At 70.5% G+C, this 19,301-nt stretch carries 20 protein-coding genes; 1 reads left to right on the top strand and 19 read right to left on the bottom strand.

Annotated elements, in window-relative coordinates:
• Positions 1–5: 5 nt before the first annotated feature.
• From VGD32_RS02330 to VGD32_RS02285, 10 genes are all read right to left on the bottom strand, one after another.
• Entirely contained in the window at positions 6–677 is a 672-nt protein-coding gene (locus VGD32_RS02330) for a response regulator transcription factor (RefSeq protein ID WP_331030292.1), read from the bottom strand.
• A gap of 70 nt (positions 678–747) precedes the next feature.
• Positions 748–2,289, bottom strand: coding sequence for a trypsin-like peptidase domain-containing protein (locus VGD32_RS02325; protein WP_331030291.1), 1,542 nt, complete (start codon positions 2,287–2,289; stop codon positions 748–750).
• A gap of 110 nt (positions 2,290–2,399) precedes the next feature.
• Complete coding sequence (locus tag VGD32_RS02320) at positions 2,400–2,906, bottom strand: cytochrome c-type biogenesis protein (protein WP_331030290.1); 507 nt, start codon at positions 2,904–2,906, stop codon at positions 2,400–2,402.
• The gene (locus tag VGD32_RS02315; RefSeq protein WP_331030289.1) at positions 2,903–4,888 is read right to left on the bottom strand and encodes a heme lyase CcmF/NrfE family subunit; all 1,986 of its coding nucleotides are present in this window, start codon (positions 4,886–4,888) and stop codon (positions 2,903–2,905) included. The genes VGD32_RS02320 and VGD32_RS02315 overlap by 4 nt, the downstream gene beginning before the upstream one ends.
• On the bottom strand, positions 4,885–5,355 hold the full coding sequence (gene ccmE / locus VGD32_RS02310; protein WP_331030288.1) for a cytochrome c maturation protein CcmE: 471 nt from the start codon (positions 5,353–5,355) through the stop codon (positions 4,885–4,887). The genes VGD32_RS02315 and ccmE overlap by 4 nt, the downstream gene beginning before the upstream one ends.
• Positions 5,352–6,170 (bottom strand): c-type cytochrome biogenesis protein CcmI, encoded by an 819-nt coding sequence (gene ccmI, locus VGD32_RS02305; protein WP_331030287.1) that lies wholly within the window; start codon positions 6,168–6,170, stop codon positions 5,352–5,354. Before ccmI ends, ccmE begins: the two co-directional genes overlap by 4 nt.
• Before the next feature lie 25 nt (positions 6,171–6,195).
• A complete protein-coding gene (locus VGD32_RS02300) occupies positions 6,196–7,557 on the bottom strand; it encodes a hypothetical protein (protein WP_331030286.1) in 1,362 nt (453 codons plus the stop codon).
• A gap of 81 nt (positions 7,558–7,638) precedes the next feature.
• Positions 7,639–8,982 carry an ATP-binding protein gene (locus VGD32_RS02295; RefSeq protein ID WP_331030299.1) on the bottom strand — a complete coding sequence of 448 codons (1,344 nt, stop codon included), beginning with the start codon at positions 8,980–8,982 and terminating at the stop codon, positions 7,639–7,641.
• Positions 8,983–9,107: 125 nt separating this feature from the next.
• Positions 9,108–9,788 (bottom strand): response regulator transcription factor, encoded by a 681-nt coding sequence (locus tag VGD32_RS02290; protein ID WP_331030285.1) that lies wholly within the window; start codon positions 9,786–9,788, stop codon positions 9,108–9,110.
• Positions 9,789–10,097, bottom strand: coding sequence for a hypothetical protein (locus tag VGD32_RS02285; RefSeq protein WP_331030284.1), 309 nt, complete (start codon positions 10,095–10,097; stop codon positions 9,789–9,791). It lies immediately after the preceding gene.
• Positions 10,098–10,340: 243 nt separating this feature from the next.
• Here VGD32_RS02285 and VGD32_RS02280 point away from each other — a divergent pair, with 243 nt between their 5' ends.
• Positions 10,341–10,748 (top strand): hypothetical protein, encoded by a 408-nt coding sequence (locus VGD32_RS02280; protein WP_414644322.1) that lies wholly within the window; start codon positions 10,341–10,343, stop codon positions 10,746–10,748.
• Between the two features lie 62 nt (positions 10,749–10,810).
• Here the strand turns inward: VGD32_RS02280 and VGD32_RS02275 are convergent, their stop codons facing one another.
• The 9 genes from VGD32_RS02275 to ftsH form a co-directional block, all read right to left on the bottom strand.
• Positions 10,811–11,626 carry a PhzF family phenazine biosynthesis protein gene (locus VGD32_RS02275; protein WP_331030282.1) on the bottom strand — a complete coding sequence of 272 codons (816 nt, stop codon included), beginning with the start codon at positions 11,624–11,626 and terminating at the stop codon, positions 10,811–10,813.
• Positions 11,626–12,207 (bottom strand): nucleotidyltransferase family protein, encoded by a 582-nt coding sequence (locus tag VGD32_RS02270; protein ID WP_331030281.1) that lies wholly within the window; start codon positions 12,205–12,207, stop codon positions 11,626–11,628. The genes VGD32_RS02275 and VGD32_RS02270 overlap by 1 nt, the downstream gene beginning before the upstream one ends.
• Positions 12,204–13,007 (bottom strand): bifunctional hydroxymethylpyrimidine kinase/phosphomethylpyrimidine kinase, encoded by an 804-nt coding sequence (gene thiD / locus VGD32_RS02265; protein WP_331030280.1) that lies wholly within the window; start codon positions 13,005–13,007, stop codon positions 12,204–12,206. The genes VGD32_RS02270 and thiD overlap by 4 nt, the downstream gene beginning before the upstream one ends.
• Before the next feature lie 67 nt (positions 13,008–13,074).
• Positions 13,075–13,443: a DMT family protein gene (locus VGD32_RS02260; protein ID WP_331030279.1), complete on the bottom strand. Its 369-nt coding sequence runs from the start codon at positions 13,441–13,443 to the stop codon at positions 13,075–13,077.
• Positions 13,440–14,237, bottom strand: coding sequence for a dihydropteroate synthase (folP, locus tag VGD32_RS02255; protein ID WP_331030298.1), 798 nt, complete (start codon positions 14,235–14,237; stop codon positions 13,440–13,442). The genes VGD32_RS02260 and folP overlap by 4 nt, the downstream gene beginning before the upstream one ends.
• 86 nt (positions 14,238–14,323) lie before the next feature.
• Positions 14,324–14,626 carry a transcriptional regulator gene (locus VGD32_RS02250; protein WP_331030278.1) on the bottom strand — a complete coding sequence of 101 codons (303 nt, stop codon included), beginning with the start codon at positions 14,624–14,626 and terminating at the stop codon, positions 14,324–14,326.
• A 4-nt stretch (positions 14,627–14,630) separates the two neighbouring features.
• The gene (locus VGD32_RS02245; protein ID WP_331030277.1) at positions 14,631–15,287 is read right to left on the bottom strand and encodes a hypothetical protein; all 657 of its coding nucleotides are present in this window, start codon (positions 15,285–15,287) and stop codon (positions 14,631–14,633) included.
• A gap of 62 nt (positions 15,288–15,349) precedes the next feature.
• Positions 15,350–16,564, bottom strand: a complete 1,215-nt coding sequence (locus VGD32_RS02240; RefSeq protein ID WP_331030276.1) for an acyltransferase family protein — start codon at positions 16,562–16,564, stop codon at positions 15,350–15,352.
• A 612-nt stretch (positions 16,565–17,176) separates the two neighbouring features.
• Positions 17,177–19,105, bottom strand: a complete 1,929-nt coding sequence (ftsH, locus tag VGD32_RS02235) for an ATP-dependent zinc metalloprotease FtsH (protein ID WP_331030275.1) — start codon at positions 19,103–19,105, stop codon at positions 17,177–17,179.
• Between the last annotated feature and the right edge of the window lie 196 nt (positions 19,106–19,301).

Below are 19,301 nucleotides of genomic sequence, written 5' to 3'. Positions count from 1 at the left end.
GGACGTCAGGCCTCCAGCCGATACCCCGCGCCGCGCACGGTCTGCAGCATGGCGTGGTCGAAGCCCTTGTCGATCTTGGCGCGCAGGCGGCTGATATGAACGTCGATGACGTTGGTCTGGGGGTCGAAGTGGTATTCCCAGACCTTCTCGAGCAGCATGGTGCGGGTCACCGACTGGCCGGCGTGGCGCATCAGGAACTCCAGCAGCTGGAATTCGCGCGGCTGCAGGTCGATCTCCTTGCCGGCGCGGTGCACGGTGCGGGCGATCAGGTTCATCTCGAGGTCGCCGACCTTGAGCATGGTGGCGACCGAGCCGGTCTCGCGACGGCGCGACAGGGCCTCGACGCGGGCGATCAGCTCGGAGAAGGCGTAGGGCTTGACCAGATAGTCGTCGGCTCCGGCCTTGAGGCCGGCGACGCGGTCGTCGACCTCGCCGAGCGCGGACAGGAACAGGACCGGGGTCTGGTCGCCGTCCTTGCGCAGGGTCTCGACCATGCCGATGCCGTCGAGACGGGGCATCATGCGGTCGACGACATAGACGTCGTAGCCGCCCTTCTGCGCTTCCAGCAAACCGAAGGCGCCGTCGACGGCGTGGGTCGGTTCGTGACCGGCCTCGGTCAGCCCGCGGACCATGGCGGTCGCGGCCTCGGCGTCGTCCTCGACCACCAGAATACGCATGGAAAGACCCCTCCGGATGCAGAATCGCCGCCGATGGTAGCGCATCGGCGGCGATGGGGGCAGTTAAGGCTTATTCAGGATCGGGGAACGGCAGGACCACCGGCACGCTGCCCTGCTGGGGCGTCCAGACGATCAGGTAGACCCCCGGCCGGTTGGCCCGCCGCGCTGCGCTGACCGCCGCGCGCAGGTCTTCGGGAGTCCGGATCGTTCCGGTGGCGCTGCGGCGGATCACATATCCCGGCTGGAAGCGAAGTTCGCCGATGGTGCGGGCGGTGGTGACCACCAGCCCATCAACATTGTCAGGGATCGAATAGCGTCTGCGAACGGCCTCCGACATCGGTACGACCGTCAGTCCTCCCGCTTCCTCGCCGGCCTGGGGCTGGAGAGGTCCGTTCGGACCGTCCGGCCCGTTGCGGCTGGCGTTCAGCTCCGATTCGGGCGGCCGGGCTCCCGCCCGAATGCTCACGGTCTGGCGGCGTCCGTCGCGAATGATTTCAAGCCGGACGGTTTCGCCGGGCCTCGCCTGGGCGATGCGACGCGTCAAATCCGTGCGGCCGCGGATAGGTTGGCCATTCAGCCGGGTGACGACATCGCCGACCTGAAGTCCCGCAGCCTCCGCCGGTCCTCCAGGTGTGACCTCACCGATGAAGGCCACCTTCGTCCCGGGCTCCAGTCCAAAGGCCGCGGTTGCTTCGCGGCTCAGATCGCTGATGCCGACGCCGACGTAGCCGCGTGCGATGGATTCCCCGCGCATCAGACGCTCGGTGATGGGCTTGGCGATGGAGGCGGGGATCGCGAAGCCGATGCCCACCGATCCGCCCGTGGCGGAGTCGGAGAAGATGGCCGTGTTGACGCCGATGACCCGGCCATAGATGTCAAAGGTCGGGCCGCCGGAGTTGCCGCGGTTGATGGCGGCGTCGATCTGCAGGTAATCGACGTAGGCGCTGTCGATGTCTCCGCGGCCCTGACCGGAGACGATTCCGGCCGTGGCCGTGCCGCCGAGGCCGAAAGGGTTGCCGACGGCGATCACCCAGTCGCCGACTCGCGGTTGGGCCTGTTCCTCGAAGGAAACGAAGGGGAAGTCCGAGCCGTCGACCTTGATGACGGCAAGGTCGGTGGATTCATCGCGGCCCACCACCCGCGCCGTCAGTTCGCGCGAGTCCGCCAGTTTGACGGTGATCTCGATCGCGTCCTGGACGACGTGGTTGTTGGTGACGATGTAGCCGTCGGCGGAGATGAAGAAGCCGGAGCCGGCCCCTGACGCGGTGATGCCCTCGTCCTCCTCGCCCTCTTCGGGCTGGGGCGCGGGCAGGGGAAACGGGAAGCCGGGCACCTGGACCATGCCGCCCCGGGGCCGTTCGATCCGCGTCTTCACGTCGATCTGCACCACCGCGGGGGCGACCTGCTGGAAGATGTCGGCGAAGCTGAGGGGCGCGCCCTGCGGGGGGGCGAAGAGGCCGCCGGGGCCGGCGTTCGGGGCGAGGCGGCCGGAGACGCCGGCGACCGGACCCGCATTGGCGGTCGGCCAGTCGATGACGCCGCCGGCGGTCGCGCCGGCCGCGAGAACCAGGCCGAACGTGGCCCCCAGCATGAATTCCTTACGCTTCATCATCGGGTTCGTACGATCCTCTCATCGGGCGGCGGCCGCCCGGTCAGTCCGTCAATATAGGTCCGCGGCTCCCACCGCCAACGCCGTGACGCGAGGATAGGTTCGCCGGGGCCTCAGTGGTCAGACGGCTTTGCGTCAGGATCGGGGCGAAGGTCCGCCTCCGCCATGATATCGGCGAGACGAGCCTCCTCCTCCGGCGACAGGGCCTCGCTCTCGCTCCGACGGCGGCGCGCCGTCAGCAGCAGGCCCGCGGCGACGGCCAGCATCAGGCCGACCGGGCCAAACCAGAGCAGCCAAGTGGCGAGTCGGACCGGTGGCTTGAACAGCACGAAATCGCCGTAGCGGCGGACCAGATCCTGTCTGATCTCGGCGTCCGAGCGGCCGGCGGCGATCTGTTCCCGCACCAGGCCGCGCATGTCGGCGGCGATGACGGCGGGACTGTCGGCGATGGCCTCGTGCTGGCAGACGACGCAACGGATGCCCTCGAACAGCGCCTGGGCCCGCGCCTCCTGGGCCGCGTCGGGCAGCGCCCGGTCCGGCGCAGGCGGCGGCTCCTGGGACGCCGCGGAGCCTGCGACAAGGCCGATGGCCGCCACAACGATGAGAAGGGGCCGCTTCATGCTCCGGCCTCGCGCTTGCCCACGCCGAGACGCAACCGGCGGTCCAGCAGCGACAGGACGCCGCCGACCGCCATGATGGCCGGGCCGAGGAAGATCAGCCGCGCCCACGGATTCCACCACACGCGTACGTTCCAGGCGGGGGCGCCCGCCGCGGTCCGTCCGCGCTCGCCCAGCACCACATAGACGTCGTCCAGCCCGCGGAAATCGAGGCCGACCTCGGTCGTGGTCTGCCCTCCGGCGGGGAAGAAGCGGCGCTCGGCGGTCACCTCGTGCGGCGCGGCCCCGGAGCGAAGGGTGACGGTCAGCCGCCCCTGCTCGGCGAGGTAGTTCGGGCCTTCAACGATGCCGACCTTGTCCAGCCGCACGGTCCAGGGACCGGCTTCGATGACGTCGCCGACGGCGAGCGGACGCGCCGCCTCGACGCGGTAGCCGGTCTCGACCACCGCCCCGAGCACGAAGACTCCCAGCCCGGCGTGGGCCAGGGTCGTGCCCCAGGCGCCGAGCGGCAGGCCGCCGGCCCGGCGAAGGGTCTCGCCCACGGAGACGCGGAACAGGCGGGTGCGTTCGGCGACCTCGGCGAGCGCGCCGAGTATCAGCCAGGCGCCGAGGCCGATTCCCGCCGCAGACAGGGCCTTACGCGGCTCGAACATCAGCCAGCCGGCGAACGCCAGCAGGATCGCAAGGCCGGCCGCGACGGCCAGGCGCTGCATCACGCCCGTCAGGTCGCCGCGCTTCCACGCCAGCAGCGGCCCGGCCGGCAGGATGATGAAGGCCGCGGCCATCAGCGGCACGAAGGTCAGGGCGAAATAGGGCGGACCGACCGAGATGGTCGAGCCGTTCGCGGCCTCGAGGATCAGCGGATAGAGGGTGCCGAGCAGGACGGTGGCGCAGGCCGCGGTCAGGAACAGGTTGTTGAGCACCAGCGCGCCCTCGCGGCTGACCGGCGCGAACATGCCGCCGCCCTTCAGCTGCGGCGCGCGCCAGGCGAACAGGGCGAAGGCCAGGCCCGCCGTGCCGCCGAGAATGGCCAGCAGCATCAGGCCGCGCTGGGGATCGACGGCGAAGGCGTGGACGCTGGTCAGCACCCCCGAGCGGACGAGGAAGGCGCCGAGCATCGAGAAGGTGAAGGCCAGCAGGGCCAGGAAGGTGGTCCAGCCGGCCAGAGCGCCGCGCCGCTCGGTGACCACCGCCGAGTGCAGCAGGGCCGCGCCGGCCAGCCACGGCATGAAGCTGGCGTTCTCGACCGGATCCCAGAACCACCAGCCGCCCCAGCCCAGTTCGTAGTAGGCCCAGAACGCCCCGAGGGTGATGCCCACGGTCAGGAAGGCCCAGCTGGCCAGCGCCCACGGCCGCACCCAGCGGCCCCAGGCCGGCCAGAAGGCGGAATTGGCCCGCCCCTCGACGAGGGCGGCCACGGCCAGGGAGAAGCAGACCGAGAAGCCGACGTAGCCGGCGTAGAGGAAGGGTGGATGGAAGGCGAGCGCCGGGTCCTGCAGCAGCGGGTTCAGAGACGCGCCCTGGAACGGGGCCGGATTCAGCCGCGCGAACGGGCTGGAGGTGAAGACGGCGAAGGCGAGGAACAGCACGCCGAGCAGGCCCTGCGCCGCCACGGCGGAGGTCTTGAGTCCGAACGGCAGATTGCGGGCCCGGGCGAGGACCGCGCCGAAGCCGGTCAGCACCAAGCACCAGAGCACCAGCGAGCCCTCGTGGCTGCCCCAGGCGCCGGCCACCTTGTACAGCATCGGCTTGTCGGTGTGGCTGTTGGCCGCGACGTTGGCGACCGAGAAATCCGAGGTGGCGAAGGCGAAAATCAGGGTCGCGAAGGCTACGGCCACGGCGAAGGCGGACGCGATCGCGGCGCCCTCGGCGGCGCCCGCCAGCACCGGGCTGCGCCGGAGGCGTCCTGCCACGGCCATGCCGGTCTGCAGGGCCGCGAGCGCCAGGGCGAGGATGAGGGCGAAGGCGCCGGTTTCGACGATCACGAGCCAGGCGTCCCGGCGGCGGGCCGCCACTCGCCCTTGGCCTTGAGGCTGTCGGCCACTTCGCGCGGCATGTAGTTCTCGTCGTGCTTGGCCAGCACCTGGGTGGCGCGGAACGTGCGGTCGGGCAGGAAGGCGCCCTGGGCCACCACCCCCTGCCCTTCGCGGAACAGGTCGGGCAGGTCGCCGCGATAGATCACCCGCGTCGTCGCCACGGTGTCGGTCACCACGAAGGCGACCTGGCCGGAGCCGTCATGAACGACGCTGCCGGTCTCGACCAGTCCGCCGAGACGCACCACCCGGCCGGGAGGCGCCTTCTCGGGCGTGGCTTCGGAAGGCGAGAAGAAGAAGGTGACGCTGTCCCGCATGGCGTACAGGGACAGGCCCACCGCCAGCGCCAGCACCGGCGCCACGGCGGCCACGACCCACAGCCGGCGGCGCGCCTTCGGCGATTTCGGGAGCCAGCTCATCGGTCGGCTCCGGCTAATGGCAGACGGGCTTCCAGCGCGGCGCGGTCGGGGTCCCGCGGATCCAGCGCGGCGATCAGCGGCAGCCACATCTCGCGCGCGGTTGCCGGATCCCCCCGCGCCAGGGCGGCCTCGCCGAGAAAGTAGCGCGCCCCGCCCTGGTTGGGATCCAGCCTGAGCGCTTGCCGGAAGGCCGCCTCGGCGTCGCCGTCGACCACGCCCTGGTTGGCGCGCACGAGGACCTCTCCCAGCCGGGCCCAGCTCTGCGCATCGTCGGGCCGCACGGCTACGGCGCGCCGGAAGGCCGAGGCGGCGCCGACAGGATCGCCGGCCTGGGCGCGGGCGGCGCCGAGCATGGCGAGGGCCTGGTGATCATCCGGCCGTTCCTCCACGACGCGCGCCACCACCGCCGCGATCTGCGGCGGCTGGAGAGTATCCAGTTGCCCGGCCCATTCGTCGACCCGGCGCTCATAGGCCTGATCCGGCAAGCCCGGCGCGCCTGCGGCGAGGTACAGTCCGATCGCCGCGGCGACCGTCACGGCGACGCCCCCCAGCACCCAGAACCGGTCCCGGGCGCCCGGCTGAACGGGAGCGGCGTCGCGCCGGGCCGAGAGGATCCGGCGTCCCGCCTCGGCGCGGGCGGCCGTCCAGCCCGCCTCGTCCAGCAGGCCGCGCGCCTTCAGCCGATCCAGTTCCGACAGCTCGGCGGAGGCGGTGGCGGCGTTCACCACCTCGCCTGTGTCCGCGCCGCGCCGCGCGCCCGCCAGCACCAGCAGGCCCGCGAGGGCCGCCAGCAGCGCCGTCATGATCCAGAACATCGTCATCGCCGGGCGATGTAGCCGATCAGGCGGCCCGCGACGAGGGCCTCGATCCGCCCTTGCCCGCCCCGGCGACCGCGGCGCGACGACGCACCGTGCGGGCGGCGTCCCTGGCGTCGATCAGGTCGAGGCAGCGCGCGGCCAGTTCCACCAGCCGCAGGGCGTTGGCTTCATCGGCCGCCTCGCCGTCGTTGATCAGCAGCAGGGCCTGGTCGGCGTAGTCGCCCAGGCGATCCGTAAGGGATTCCACCAGCTTCTTGCGGTCGGATTCGGCGCCGAAGGTCGAGGCCGGGCCGCGCACCGCCCCGACCAGTTTGAGCAGGTTCCGCGCCGCCTGCACCGTTTCGCCCTCGATCGGGGCGGTCAGCTGGGGCGCCTTGCGCGTCATCCGCCCGGAAATCTGCACCCGCTCAAGCGGAAGGGCGCGATCCACAGCCCGGTCGGCGGCGCGCAGGAAGGCCGACAGCTGGCCGGCGATGCTGACACGGGCGTCGCGCACCGACTTGCCCCAGACGCTGAGCGGATTGAGGGTCAGCGTGACGTCCAGCTCATTGAGGACGTTGGCGCACCAGGTCAGGTCCTCGATGACCGGATCGACCGTGGCCAGATCCGAACCCGGCCGGAAGGCCCCGATCCGCGCCACGCGCGTGTCGACGCCCACGATCAGCCGCTCGATGAAGCCCGACAGTTCCGACGCGCTGAGAAAGCCCTCGCGGCCGGAGGAGCAGGAGCTCTGGGTGATGATGCGCAGGATCAGGACGGCGTCGTCGAGATGCGAGAACAGCATCTCCAGCACGCGTTGCGCGCCGTCGAGGTGCACGCCGGCGCAGTCCTTGAGGAGCAGGCGAAGTTCGGCGATCTGATCGCCGTCGGGGCGCTTCAGCCAGACTTCGAGAGACGGCAGGCCGCGCCGGGCCAGATGGGCGAGGTCGAGGCAGGCGGCGAGATCGGCCAGGCCGCGTTCGCGTCGACCGGGCTCCAGATCGGCGGGCCAGATCAGGTCGGGGCGATCGCGCACCGCGGCGGCGGCGGCGAGGCAGATGCGGTCGCAGACGGCCACGGCGTCCGGGCCCTCGCGGTCCAGTCGTGGCAACAGGGCCGGCTCGCGCGTCGATCCGGCCTTCCACAGACGCGGCAGGACGGCGGCGGGAAAGGTCATGGCCTCCACGCCGTCGGCCCGCGGCCTGAACATGGGCAGCAAGGGCGCCATGACGAGGCGGCGGCGGGTCCGGTCACGGACTTCGTCCGCCAGCATGTCGCCGAGCTCCTGCGCCCGGGCTCCGGGCAGGGCGACGGCCACCGACGACAGCTTCACCAGCATGTCGTCGGGCGCCTGCTCGATCAGAGCAGCCAGGGCGACGCGATGGGCGACAGACAGCCCCGACATTCATACACCTCGCGACCGGTCAATCGTCCAGCCGCGGGCATGCTGCCCCCGCGGGGTTAATATCCGCTATCCGACCGGGTTTCAGGCCTCGGCCGAGGGCAGTTCGAGCACCGCCTTGAGACCGCCGAGATCGCTGTCCGACAGGGAAATCCGGCCGCCATAGGCGCGGGTCAACTCGACCACGATCGACAGGCCGAGGCCCGAGCCCGGCGTCGTTTCGTCCATGCGGGCTCCGCGCAGCAGGGCGGCCTCGCGCTGCTCCTCGGGCAATCCCGGGCCGTCATCCTCGACCACCACCACCATCTGGCCCAGACCGGTCGCCCCGGCGGAGACGCGGACCCTCCGCTTCGCCCATTTGCAGGCGTTCTCGAGCAGATTGCCGAGCAGTTCCTGCAGGTCCTGCCGTTCGCCGCGGAAGGCCAGCTCGTCGGGCGCGCGCCAGTCGATGACCACGCCCTTGGTCTCGAACACCCGCTCCAGCATCACCGCCATCTCGTCGAGCACTTCGGCGACGGGGGTGATCTCGCCGAGCATCTGCGCCCGGGCGGCGGCGCGGGCCCGGCGCAGATGGTGATCGACCTGGGCCTTCATGACCTCGGTCTGGCGGCGCACCATATCCGGCAGCGGGCCCTTCTGCGTCCCGGCTTCGGCCAGCATGACGGAGAGGGGCGTCTTCAGGGCGTGGGCCAGGTTGCCGACGTGGGTGCGCTGGCGCTCGACCGTCTCCTGATTGTGGTCCAGCAGGCGGTTGACCTGCTCCGCCAGGGGCTGGATCTCGAGGGGATAGCTGCGGGCGATCCGCGCCGCCTTGCCCTTGCGGACGTCGGCGATCTCGTTCCGCAGGGCGTAGAGCGGACGCAGGCCGATCTGGACCTGGAGGAAGACGGCGATGACCAGGCCGAGGCCGAGGATCAGCAGGGCCGTCCAGGTGAAGGTGGCGAATTGCTGGGTGTCGCGGTCGATATTGGACCGGTCGATGCCGGCCAGAAACACCACCGGTTCGGTTCGGCCCGGCAACTGCTTCATGCTGGCGGCCACGCGAAGGGGCACGCCCAGCGGGCCCTCGCCGCCCGGGCGCAGGCCGTCGGGGTCGTTGTAGCTGATCGTCGCGCCCCGCGCGGCGGCGAGACGCTCGGGCAGTTCCTCCGGGATGGTCAGGCTCTCTCCCGCCAGCGACGGCGAGCGGACGAGGACGCGCAACCGGCCGTCCGGGCCGGGCTCGGCGACCGCCCAGTACTTGCCGGACAGGGGCCGCAGGGTGCGTTCGTCCTTGACCTCGCTGACGGTCAGCGAGCCGTCCGCGCGCGCATTGGAGGCGAGGACGACCTCGTCGATCGTGTCGCCGAGGACGTTGCCGAGCCGGCGCAGGGCCGATTCCTGGTACTGGTTGGTCAGGGCCCAGCCGGTCAGCACCAGGGCCAACATGATCCAGGCGGAAGCCAGCCAGATCAGGCGCCGCGTCAGGCTCCGGCCCGGACGTCCGAACCAGCGGCCCCAGGTTCGCGGCTCGGTCGCCGCCCCGTTTTCGACAGAGCCCCCCGAGCCGTCCGTCACGTGGTCTCGCTCTCCCCGGGCAGGGGCGTAAGGCGATAGCCGAGGCCGCGCACGGTCTCGATCCGGTCGGGACCGATCTTCTTGCGCAGACGACCGACGAAGACTTCGATGGTGTTGGAATCGCGGTCGAAGTCCTGATCGTACAGGTGCTCGACCAGCTCGGTCCGGCTGATCACGCGGCCCTGATGCATCATCAGATAGTGCAGCAGGCGGTATTCCAGGGACGTCAGGCGCAGGGGCTCGCCGTTGACGCTGGCCCGCGCGGCGCGGGGATCCAGTCGCAGGCCGCCGCAGGACAGGGTCGACGAGGCGATGCCGGCCGAGCGCCGTAGCAGGGCGCGCAACCGGGCCAGCAGCTCCTCGGTGTGAAACGGCTTGGTCAGGTAGTCGTCCGCTCCGGCGTCGAAGCCGGACACCTTGTCCGACCAGGCGCCCCGCGCGGTCAGGATCAGGACTGGCGTGGTCTTGCCTTCGCGGCGCCAGCGCTCAAGCACGGAAACCCCGTCGATCTTCGGCAGGCCGAGGTCGAGGACGATCACATCGTAGGGCTCGGTGTCGCCGAGAAAATGGGCCTCCTCGCCGTCGGCGGCGTGGTCGACGGCGTAGCCGGCGTCGGAGAGGGCGCCTTTCAGCTGGCGCGACAGGTCGGCGTCGTCTTCGACAAGCAGCACGCGCATTCAGCGTTCTCCGATCACGCGGCCGGTGCGGCCGTCCACCATGATGTCCGCGACCCGGCCGCCGGGATATTCCCAGCGCACGACGATGGTGTCGCCGCGATTGCTGGCGCCCAGGAAGCGGCCGGGACGGCCGGCGGAGGCGCGCTGGACCGCGGCGCCCATGCTGACGCGCGGGCGATCGTCCGACTGCTCCCGCGGCGACGGCTCACGGTCGCGGCCGCGGCCGCGGTCGTCACGATCCTGCGCCGCGGCGGACAGCGGCGCGGCGGCGAGCAGGGCGGCGAGGATGTAGACAGGCAACCGGGTCATGGGTGACGGTCTGGGCCCCAGGCTCTGAACGACGGCTGAACGGGGAGTGTAGACATATTTCACCGTTGCCGCCGCCCCTCGTCATCCCGCTCCACGCGGGCGCGAGACGCCCATGGATGCGTTGTCATCGACATGAACGCAAGCTGACACAAGCTGTTCAGATCGGGCTCAGACGCAAGCTGCTTTTCTCCGTGTCAACGCAGCCAGCCTGGCCGCGTCGAACGCGAAGGAATAAGACCGATGATGAAGAAAGCCCTCATCCCCGTGCTGGCCATCGCCGCGGCGTCCGTCGCGGTTCCCGCCATCGCCCAGGACTATGGCCGCTATGATCGCGACCGCTACGAGCGGAACGATCGCGACGATCGCTACGACCGTGGTGATCGCTACGAGAACCACGGCCGGTGGCAGTCGATCAGCCAGCGCAAATATCAGCTGGATCGCCGGATCGAGGTCGGTCTGCGCAACGGCTCGCTGAGCCGCCGCGAAGCCAGCCGTCTGGGCGGCGAGCTCAATGCCCTGGTCCGCCTGGAACGCACCTATCTGCGCGGCGGCCTGACGCGTTGGGAACGCAGCGATCTGGATCGCCGCTACGACCGTCTGGCCGTCCAGATCCGGGCCGAGCGCCGCGATCGCGACAATCGCCGCTACTGAGGCCTGACCTTTCCTCCCCGGAAGGTCCGAGGGGCGCCGTCCGCAAGGGCGGCGCCTCTTTCCTATGGCGCCATGCGCAGCCGGCTCTCGATCACGGTCACGGCCTGGCCGCGCAACAGCACCCGGTCGCCCCGCAGTTCCGTCTCGATATCACCGCCCCGGCCCGGGAACACCTGGTGGAAGCGCACCGCCGCCCGCCCCAGCCTGTCGGCATAGAGCGGGCCGAGGATGCAGTGGGCCGAGCCGGTCGCCGGGTCTTCGTCGACCCCGCAGCCCGGGGCGAAGAAGCGGTCGACGACATCAACCGGATCGCCGGGTCCGGCCGAGGCGCAGACGATGATCTCGCCGGGCTCGCCGGCCTCGCCCTGCAGCGACGCGAGCGCGCGGATGTCCGGCCGCAGGGTCCGCACCGTTTCGGCGTCCGCGAGCACGGCGACGAGGTAGCGGGCCGCCCAGACCTCGGCCGGTTCGGCTCCCAGGGCCTCGGCCAGACCCGCGACCGGACCGGTCCGGCGCGGCGCATCGGCCGGGAAGTCCATCTCATAGCCTTTGGCGGCGCGGCGCACGATCAGCGGCCCGGAGCGGGTGTCGAAGGTCAGCGCTTCGGCGTCGGCGCCGAGTTCGCTCATCAGCACATGGGCCGAGCCGAGGGTGGCGTGGCCGCACAGGTCGACCTCGCGCCCCGGCGTGAACCAGCGCAGACCGAACCGGGCGGGATCGGCGGTGCGCAGCAGAAAGGCCGTTTCGGCCTGGTTGTTCTCCTTCGCCAGCGCCTGCATCCAGGCGTCGGAGGGCCAGCGTTCAAACGGCTCGACCACGCAGGCCGGGTTGCCGCGGAAGGGAGCGGCGGCGAAGGCGTCCACGGTCCACTGGCGCATCAGGCAGTCTCCGGCTCGATGATGGTGAGTTCCGGCCAGCGCGTGCGGGCGTTGGCCACGGCCCGCTCCCACCCGCGGGCCAACGGCCGGTTCGGATTGGGCCGGATCGTGAGCGAGAAGACGTCCTCAAGCCCGAAAGGCGCCGCCACGCTGACCGTGTCATCGGCCTCCAGCCGCACGCCGACCGCGAAGGCCGGGGCGACGAAGCGGGCCAAGGCCTCGTCCGTGCCGGTCAGGGCCTCGTAGGGCTCGCCAAACTTGCCCTCGAACCAGAGGTGGACGCGGGCCTGGTTGCGGACCTCGACCATGTCGCGGAACGGCGGCTCGAAGGCGGCGGCGACCCGTTTGATGACCGCGTCCTCCGCGTCCCAGGAGACATCCGGATCGAAATAGCCGAGGTCGTAGTCGCGGACGCCGTGGCCGGCGGGGCGGCCGGTGACGGCGTTCCAGACGGACTGATAGACGGCTCCGGAGAAGACCCGCCAGTCGTTCAGGCCGACGCCCCGCACGGTCGTCAGCACATGCATCAGGTCCGGGTCGGCGCGGACGATGGCGGAGAGCCGGGTTTCCAGATCGCTCATCGGGCGTCCCTCAGCGGCCAGCCGTGATCCAGCGGGCCGTGCCCCTGTCCCAGTCCCGGCGCGCGGCGGATGGCCTCGGCGACATAGGCCCAGGCCTCGGCCACCGCGGCTTCCAGCGGCAGGCCCTTCGCCAGACCCGCCGCGCAGGCGCTGGCGAGGGTGCAGCCGGTGCCGTGGGTATGGCGGGTGTCGAGGCGGGGCCCTTCCAGCAGGGTCTCGCCGGACGGAGTCAGCAGCAGGTCGACGACCGTATCGCCGGGCACGTGGCCGCCCTTCATCAGCACGGCGCGGGCGCCGAGGGTCAGCAGGGCCTCGCCGGCGCGGCGCTGGCCGTCGAGGTCGGCGACGGCGACCCCGGTCAGGGCCTCGGCCTCCGGGGCGTTGGGCGTCAGCAGGGCGGCGCGGGGGACCATCAGCGTCCGCACCGCCTGCACCGCCCCGTCCGGCAGCAGGGGCTGGCCGCCCTTGGCGATCATCACCGGGTCGACGACGGCGGGGGCGCCGGACGTGTCGAGGATGGCGGCGACGCGCTCGACGACGTCGGTCGCGCCCAACATCCCGGTCTTGATCGCATCGGCGCCGATGTCGTCGAGCACCGCCCGGGCCTGGGCCTCGATCAGGTCCAGCGGCAAGGGATAGACGCCGTGGACGCCGAGCGTGTTCTGCACCGTGATCGCCGTGATCGCGGTCGCCGCGTAACCGCCCATGGCCGTCACGGCCTTGATGTCGGCCTGTATTCCCGCCCCGCCCCCGGAATCGGAGCCGGCGATGATCAGGACGCGTCCGATGGGCGAGGTCATGGCCACGGGATGGCCAATCGAGACGCCGACGGCAAGGGTGTTTTCGGGGTCGGACGGATCATCCGCTTCAGCCCCAGCTTCCCAGCGGTCCGCGGAAGATGAACCAGGCGCCCAGCGCGATGAAGGCGAAGCCGACGGCGTGATTCATCGTCAGCTTCTCGCCCAGCCAGAGCACCGAGAAGGCGGCGAAGACGACGAGGGTGATGACCTCCTGCATCGTCTTCAGTTCAGCGGCCGAATAGACCTGATGGCCGATGCGGTTGGCGGGCACGGCGAGGCAATATTCGAAGAAGGCGATGCCCCAGGCGACGAGGACCACGACGGTCAGCGGCTTCGAGCCGTGTTTCAGGTGGCCGTACCAGGCGAAGGTCATGAAGACGTTCGACAGGACGAGAAGCAGGATCGGCGAGACATAGGGCCCGGTCAGGACGCTCATCGGCTGTCCGCCTCGATGAGCGCCGCCTGAACCGCCAGCGCCTGCACGGTCTCGCGGACGTCGTGGACGCGGAGGATGGCGGCGCCGTTGCGGGCGGCCTCCAGCGCCAGGGCCAGCGAACCGCCGAGGCGGTCGGCGGGGTCGCTCGCGGTCGGGTCGATCGACTGGATCGTCCGCTTGCGGCTGGCTCCGTAGAGGACGGGGAAGCCGAGGACGGTCAATCGGTCGAGGCCGGCGGTCAGGGCGAGATTGTGGGCCGGCGTCTTGCCGAAGCCGATGCCGGGGTCGAGCCGGATGCGCTCGCGGGCCACGCCCGCCGCCATCGCCGCATCGGCGCGGGCGGCGAGCCAGTCCGCCACCTCGGCCGTCACGTCGTCGTAGCGCGGGTCGGCCTGCATGGTGCGGGGCTCGCCCTGCATATGCATCAGGACCACGTCGCAGTTCAGCGCCGCGGCGGTCGCCATACTTTCCGGCGCGAAGCCGAGGGCGGTGACGTCGTTCCACATCGTGGCGCCGGCGGCGACGGCGGCGCGGGCGACCTCCGGTTTCATGGTGTCGATGCTGATCGGTCCGGCCCAGCCGGCGGCGCGGAGCCCCTCGATCACGGGAAGGACGCGGTCGATCTCCTCTCCCGCCTCGACGGGCTCGGCGCCCGGCCGGGTGCTTTCGCCGCCGATGTCGAGGATGCCGGCGCCCTGGTCGATCAGCGCCAGGGCATGGTCAACCGCCGCCCCGGCCCTGGCCAGCCGGCCGCCGTCGGAGAAGCTGTCCGGCGTGACGTTGACGATGCCCATGACGCACGGGGTCGCCGGCCGGGGTCGCGGCCCGGGCCTGGCGCCGAAGATCAGGTCCAGCGCATGGTTGACGACGTTCGAAAGGCTCAATCCTTGCCTCCGATCAGGGCGCCGATGGCTTCGAGATAGGCGGCGAAGGCGCGGCGGCCCTCCTGGGTTATCGACACCCGGGTCAGCGGCTTGTTGGCGACGAAGCTCTTGGCGATGGCGACGTAGCCCGCCTCCTCCAGCTTCTTCAGGTGGACCGAGAGGTTGCCCTGGGTCGCCTCGAGGACGGTCTTCAGCTCGGTGAAGTCGGCGCTGTCGGCGTCGGCGAGATAGACCATGATCCCCAGCCGCATGCGGCCGTGGATGACCTCGTCGATGCGTCCGAGATCGGCCAGACCCATGACGTCAGGCCGCCGTCCGCGCGGCGCGGGCTTCGCGGACCATGATCCAGCCCGGCAGGGCGAACAGGGCGAACAGGGCCACGGTGCAGACGCCGAGGTACCATTCCGGCCGGCGCACCAGCAGCCCCAGGGCGACGGCCGTCAGCCAGCCGCCGGCGGAGCAGGCCAGCATCCACGGCTTCCGCTTCAGGCTGAAGGCGACGTACCAGGCGGCGGCCTGCAGGGCGAAGATCACCGCGGGGTAGTAGAGCCAGATGGCGAAGTCCTGGTCGCGGTACGCCCCGAAGCCGAAGATGAGAATGACCGCCAGGTTGGCCATGCCGGTGGCGCTGAAGGCGGCGTTGAGCGCGCGGGTCGCCATCGGGCCCCGGGTGGCCGCGACGCCGTCCCTGCTGTCTCGGCGGATCGCCCAGGCCAGCACGACGAAGAAACCCAGGCTGATCCCGACGACGAAGGCGAGATTGGCGAGATCGGGCCAGCGGATCACGCCCGTGGCCTGCCCGACGTGGAACAGGCACTGGAGGCCGTAGAGCAGCCCCCCGGCCAGGTAGGCGACGCCGAGGGTGAGATGCGGCTTGCCGCCGCCCTCGACGATCGAACGCATGAAGGCGAGGTCGTCTTCGGCGGAATGCATGCGGGGCTTGGCGGGATTTGCGGGCATGGGGCGATTCTCCGGAGCCGGCTCGTCCCGATTGGGTGGACGAGCCGGTCAGGGTTGGCAAGCTATTCAGCGGGCGCGAGGGCGGAGTCGGCGGCGCGGCGACGCCACCGGACGCGGCGCCCGTTGAGCCAGCGGCCCATGAAGGTGTGGCGGACCATCAGCTCGTACGAGAGCAGGCAGACGGCCAGGACGCCGAGGGACACGCCCGCCAGCTTGAGGCCCCACGGCCCGGCCCAGTCCTGGACCCAGACCTGCGCCAGCATGACCAGGGGCAGGTGCAGGATGTAGACCCAGTAGGAGGCGTCGGAGAGGTAGCGCAGGACGGGGCTGCGGCCGGACAGGAAGCGCAGGCACAGGCCCATGGCCGCGAAGGCGGAGGCGTAGACGGCGAGGGCGACGACGGCGGCGGCGAGCGCCTTCGCCGCGGTCGGCTGGACCATCGGCTGGAGGTTGGCCCCGCCGGCGAGGGTCCAGGCCCAGGCGCCCGAGGCGACGGCTACGGCGAGGAACAGCGGCGACCAGGCCGCGAGGCGCTGCAGCAGGTCGCGGCGCCGATGCAGCAGGAAGCCGAGACCGAAGGCCAGGCCGAAGCCGACGAGGGCGGCCGTGTCGGGCACGAGGCCTTCGTCCGGCGTCGGCACGGCGAAGAAGGCGATCCATTCGGGATCCAGCCACATCGCCAGCGCCAGCGGGGCGGCGAGGACGACGGGCGTCCACCAGCCGACGAGGGCGCCCGTCAGCCGGTCGACCATGCGGCCCCAGCCGCCGCCGCGGTCCAGCGCGGCGAAGGGCGCGCGCAGGATCAGGGTCGCGGCGCAGAACAGGGCGAGGACATACAGGAACCAGAGGTGGGTCAGGGGAAGGTTGGTCCAGTCGTACGTCGGCGGCGGCGGCGGCGCGCCGGGAACGACGAGGCCGTTGGCGTGGGCGTTCCAGACCAGGGCCGTCACGATCCCGGCCATGACCGGGAACCAGAACGCCAGCAGCGGGCCGACGATACGCGAGGCCCGGTCCCTGACGAAGCCCCACGCGCCCTTGCGGTCGAGCATCATGCCGGCGAACAGGCCGGCGATCAGGAAGAAGGCGGTCATCCGGAACAGATGGATGGCGAAGAACAGCCAAGCCGCGCCGATCGAACGGCTGTCGTCGGCGACAATCCACGTCTGCTGGGGAAAGAAGGACAGGCTGGCGTGAAGGACGACGCCGAGGAGCAGGGCTCCGCCCCTCAGGGCGTCGAGGCCGTGCAGGCGGCTGGCTTGGTCGCGATGGGCGGACATGGGTTTCTCCCCTCTTGAGAAGGCGAGAACTACAATAGACTTGTTTGAATTGCAAACTCGTCTTCCAGTCTCTTTCGGCGGCGGGCGGGAGGCGTTGGCGGAGCGCCCGGGCTTCCGCCCGGTGACCGTAGGGTAGAAGGTGCGTTTCGGCAGAAGTCGAACGCTCCGCGCGGGCTGGTTTTCGACGGGCACGGAGGAAAACCCGCTCTTTACGGATGCTCCGCTCTGCTCGCCACGGGCGGGGACGGCGACGACCATCTCCCGGACCGGCGCGGGATGTCCCCCCGCGCCCTGAGCCGCCGGCTTTCCACCGGGTCGACTTCCGCTGCCGATCAAATGGGATCGGCGCGGCCCGCTCCATCCGCTCCCGCCGCCGCTTCGGTTCGCCGGCCGAGCGAGCCTCCCTTGCGACGGGACACCACCATTATGCGCCCGCCGGGTAGTGTGCGCAGAAGGCGGGGTCGAGAAAAGCGGATGTGGCTGGAAAGACGGGAATTTATCCGCCGAACCCGACTATGGATTCCGGAAAAGGCGGCACAGCGTCATGGCGCGCGACGGCGAGGCTCCCCTCCCCGCTGCTTCGCAACAGGGAGGAGACGCAACGCCCGCGTCCTAGTGAACCGTCGGCTGTTCGACGTCGACGCCGTCGGAGACCGGGGTGATCGGGACCGAGACGGAGGGGCCGGCGTTGGGGAAGTTGTTTTCGTCGCGGTTCGGCGCGAGGCCCTTCTCCAGCAGGTCCTTGATCTCCTGACCCGAGAGGGTTTCGTACTCGAGCAGGGCCTGGGACAGCTTCTCGTGATCCCCGGCCTTGTCGGTCAGGATCTGGCGCGCGACGGCCCAGCCCTCGGTGACGATGCGCTTGACCTCCTCGTCGATGATGCGGGCGGTCTCTTCCGAGACGTTCTGGCTGCGCGCCACCGAATGGCCGAGGAAGACCTCTTCCTGGTTTTCGCCATAGGCGACCGTGCCGAGCTTGTCGGAGAAGCCCCAGCGCGTGACCATGGCCCGCGCCAGCTTGGTCGCCTGCTGGATGTCGGAGCTGGCGCCCGAAGTGACGTTCTCCTTGCCGAAGATCAGCTCCTCGGCCACCCGGCCGCCGGCCATGATGGCGATGCGGTCGACCATCTGCTGGAAGCTGGTCGAATAGCGGTCGCCTTCCGGCAGTTGCATGACCATGCCGAGGGCGCGGCCGCGCGGGACGATGGTCGCCTTGTGCACCGGGTCGGCCATCTTGACGTTCATGGCGACGATGGCGTGACCGGCCTCGTGATAGGCGGTCATCCGCTTCTCTTCGTCGTTCATGGCCATCGACTTGCGCTCGGCGCCCATCATGACCTTGTCCTTGGCGTCCTCGAAGTCGCGGTGGGTGACCATGCGGCGGTCCTTGCGGGCCGCCATCAGGGCCGCCTCGTTGACGAGGTTGGCCAGGTCGGCGCCTGAGAAGCCGGGGGTGCCGCGGGCGATGGTCTTGACGTTGACGTCGGCCGCGAGGGGCACGTCCTTCATGTGCACGCGCAGGATCTTCTCGCGGCCGTTGACGTCGGGATTGGGCACCACGACCTGGCGGTCGAAACGGCCCGGACGCAGCAGGGCCGGGTCCAGCACGTCGGGGCGGTTGGTGGCGGCGATGAGGATGATGCCTTCGTTGGACTCGAAGCCATCCATCTCGACCAGCAGCTGGTTGAGGGTCTGCTCGCGCTCGTCGTTGCCGCCGCCGAGACCGGCGCCGCGGTGACGGCCGACCGCGTCGATCTCGTCGATGAAGATGATGCAGGGGGCGTTCTTCTTGGCCTGTTCGAACATGTCGCGGACGCGGCTGGCGCCGACGCCGACGAACATCTCTACGAAGTCCGAGCCGGAAATGGAGAAGAAGGGCACGCCGGCCTCGCCCGCGACGGCGCGGGCCAGCAGGGTCTTGCCGGTGCCCGGAGGGCCGACCAGCAGGGCGCCTTTGGGAATCTTGCCGCCGAGGCGCTGGAATTTGGCCGGGTCCTTGAGGAAGTCGACGACCTCCTGAAGCTCGTCCTTGGCCTCGTCGACGCCAGCGACGTCGTCGAAGGTCTTGCGGCCCTTGTGCTCGGTCAGCAGCTTGGCCTTGGACTTGCCGAAGCCCATGGCGCCGCGCGCCCCGCCCTGCATCTGGCGCATGATCAGCACCCACAGGCCGATGATCAGCACGAAGGGCAAGAGGCCGATCAGGATGCTGACGAACATCGGCTGACGCGTGCTCTTGACGTCGATCTGGGCGCCCGACGCGTTGAGGCTCTCGATCAGTTCGCCGTTGGGCAGGGTGGTGACGGCGGTGAATTTCCGGTTGTCCTTCATCAGGACGTTGAGGGTCTCGTTCTTGACCTCGACGGACTTGATCGCCTTGGCGTCACGGGCCGCGATCAGCTGCGAATAGCTCATCGGCTGGGGACGGGCGGAGGCCGCCTTCTGTCCCGGCGTGGCGATGGCGCCGCCCCGGTCCACGGCCACATAGAAGGCGAGCGCGCCCAGGATGACGGCGCCCAGAATGGCCAGATTGCGAAGATTCATTCTCGTCTCGATCCCTGGAAGCGCGGCGCGCTCCCCTATTCGCCCAAGTCAGCGCCAGAAAATAGGTGGTTCCGGGGCGTTGCGCCATGCGCGCAGGGCTCCAGCTCCGTCTCATGCGTCATTCGGTCCAGCGCGAGCGCCAGTCTCTGTTCGACCAGCGACCGCATCGTCACCCCGGGGCCTGCAAGAACCGGGG

Source organism: Brevundimonas sp. (genome assembly GCF_036402095.1).
Lineage (GTDB): Bacteria > Pseudomonadota > Alphaproteobacteria > Caulobacterales > Caulobacteraceae > Brevundimonas.
This window is presented reverse-complemented; position numbering and strand designations above follow the sequence as displayed.

Bases quoted from the DNA above. Each gene is read 5' to 3' on its own strand.
- thiD (WP_331030280.1), bottom strand. From the start codon at position 13,007: ATGACCTCGCCCATCGGACGCGTCCTGATCATCGCCGGCTCCGATTCC.
- VGD32_RS02275 (WP_331030282.1), bottom strand. From the start codon at position 11,626: ATGCGCCAGTGGACCGTGGACGCCTTCGCCGCCGCTCCCTTCCGCGGC.
- VGD32_RS02320 (WP_331030290.1), bottom strand. From the start codon at position 2,906: ATGAAGCGGCCCCTTCTCATCGTTGTGGCGGCCATCGGCCTTGTCGCA.
- VGD32_RS02290 (WP_331030285.1), bottom strand. From the start codon at position 9,788: ATGCGCGTGCTGCTTGTCGAAGACGACGCCGACCTGTCGCGCCAGCTG.
- VGD32_RS02245 (WP_331030277.1), bottom strand. From the start codon at position 15,287: ATGCCCGCAAATCCCGCCAAGCCCCGCATGCATTCCGCCGAAGACGAC.
- VGD32_RS02280 (WP_414644322.1), top strand. From the start codon at position 10,341: ATGAAGAAAGCCCTCATCCCCGTGCTGGCCATCGCCGCGGCGTCCGTC.
- ccmE (WP_331030288.1), bottom strand. From the start codon at position 5,355: ATGAGCTGGCTCCCGAAATCGCCGAAGGCGCGCCGCCGGCTGTGGGTC.
- VGD32_RS02240 (WP_331030276.1), bottom strand. From the start codon at position 16,564: ATGTCCGCCCATCGCGACCAAGCCAGCCGCCTGCACGGCCTCGACGCC.
- folP (WP_331030298.1), bottom strand. From the start codon at position 14,237: ATGGGCATCGTCAACGTCACGCCGGACAGCTTCTCCGACGGCGGCCGG.
- VGD32_RS02295 (WP_331030299.1), bottom strand. From the start codon at position 8,982: ATGTTGGCCCTGGTGCTGACCGGCTGGGCCCTGACCAACCAGTACCAG.
- VGD32_RS02260 (WP_331030279.1), bottom strand. From the start codon at position 13,443: ATGAGCGTCCTGACCGGGCCCTATGTCTCGCCGATCCTGCTTCTCGTC.
- VGD32_RS02285 (WP_331030284.1), bottom strand. From the start codon at position 10,097: ATGACCCGGTTGCCTGTCTACATCCTCGCCGCCCTGCTCGCCGCCGCG.
- ccmI (WP_331030287.1), bottom strand. From the start codon at position 6,170: ATGTTCTGGATCATGACGGCGCTGCTGGCGGCCCTCGCGGGCCTGCTG.
- VGD32_RS02270 (WP_331030281.1), bottom strand. From the start codon at position 12,207: ATGAGCGATCTGGAAACCCGGCTCTCCGCCATCGTCCGCGCCGACCCG.
- VGD32_RS02325 (WP_331030291.1), bottom strand. From the start codon at position 2,289: ATGATGAAGCGTAAGGAATTCATGCTGGGGGCCACGTTCGGCCTGGTT.
- VGD32_RS02330 (WP_331030292.1), bottom strand. From the start codon at position 677: ATGCGTATTCTGGTGGTCGAGGACGACGCCGAGGCCGCGACCGCCATG.
- VGD32_RS02300 (WP_331030286.1), bottom strand. From the start codon at position 7,557: ATGTCGGGGCTGTCTGTCGCCCATCGCGTCGCCCTGGCTGCTCTGATC.
- VGD32_RS02250 (WP_331030278.1), bottom strand. From the start codon at position 14,626: ATGGGTCTGGCCGATCTCGGACGCATCGACGAGGTCATCCACGGCCGC.
- ftsH (WP_331030275.1), bottom strand. From the start codon at position 19,105: ATGAATCTTCGCAATCTGGCCATTCTGGGCGCCGTCATCCTGGGCGCG.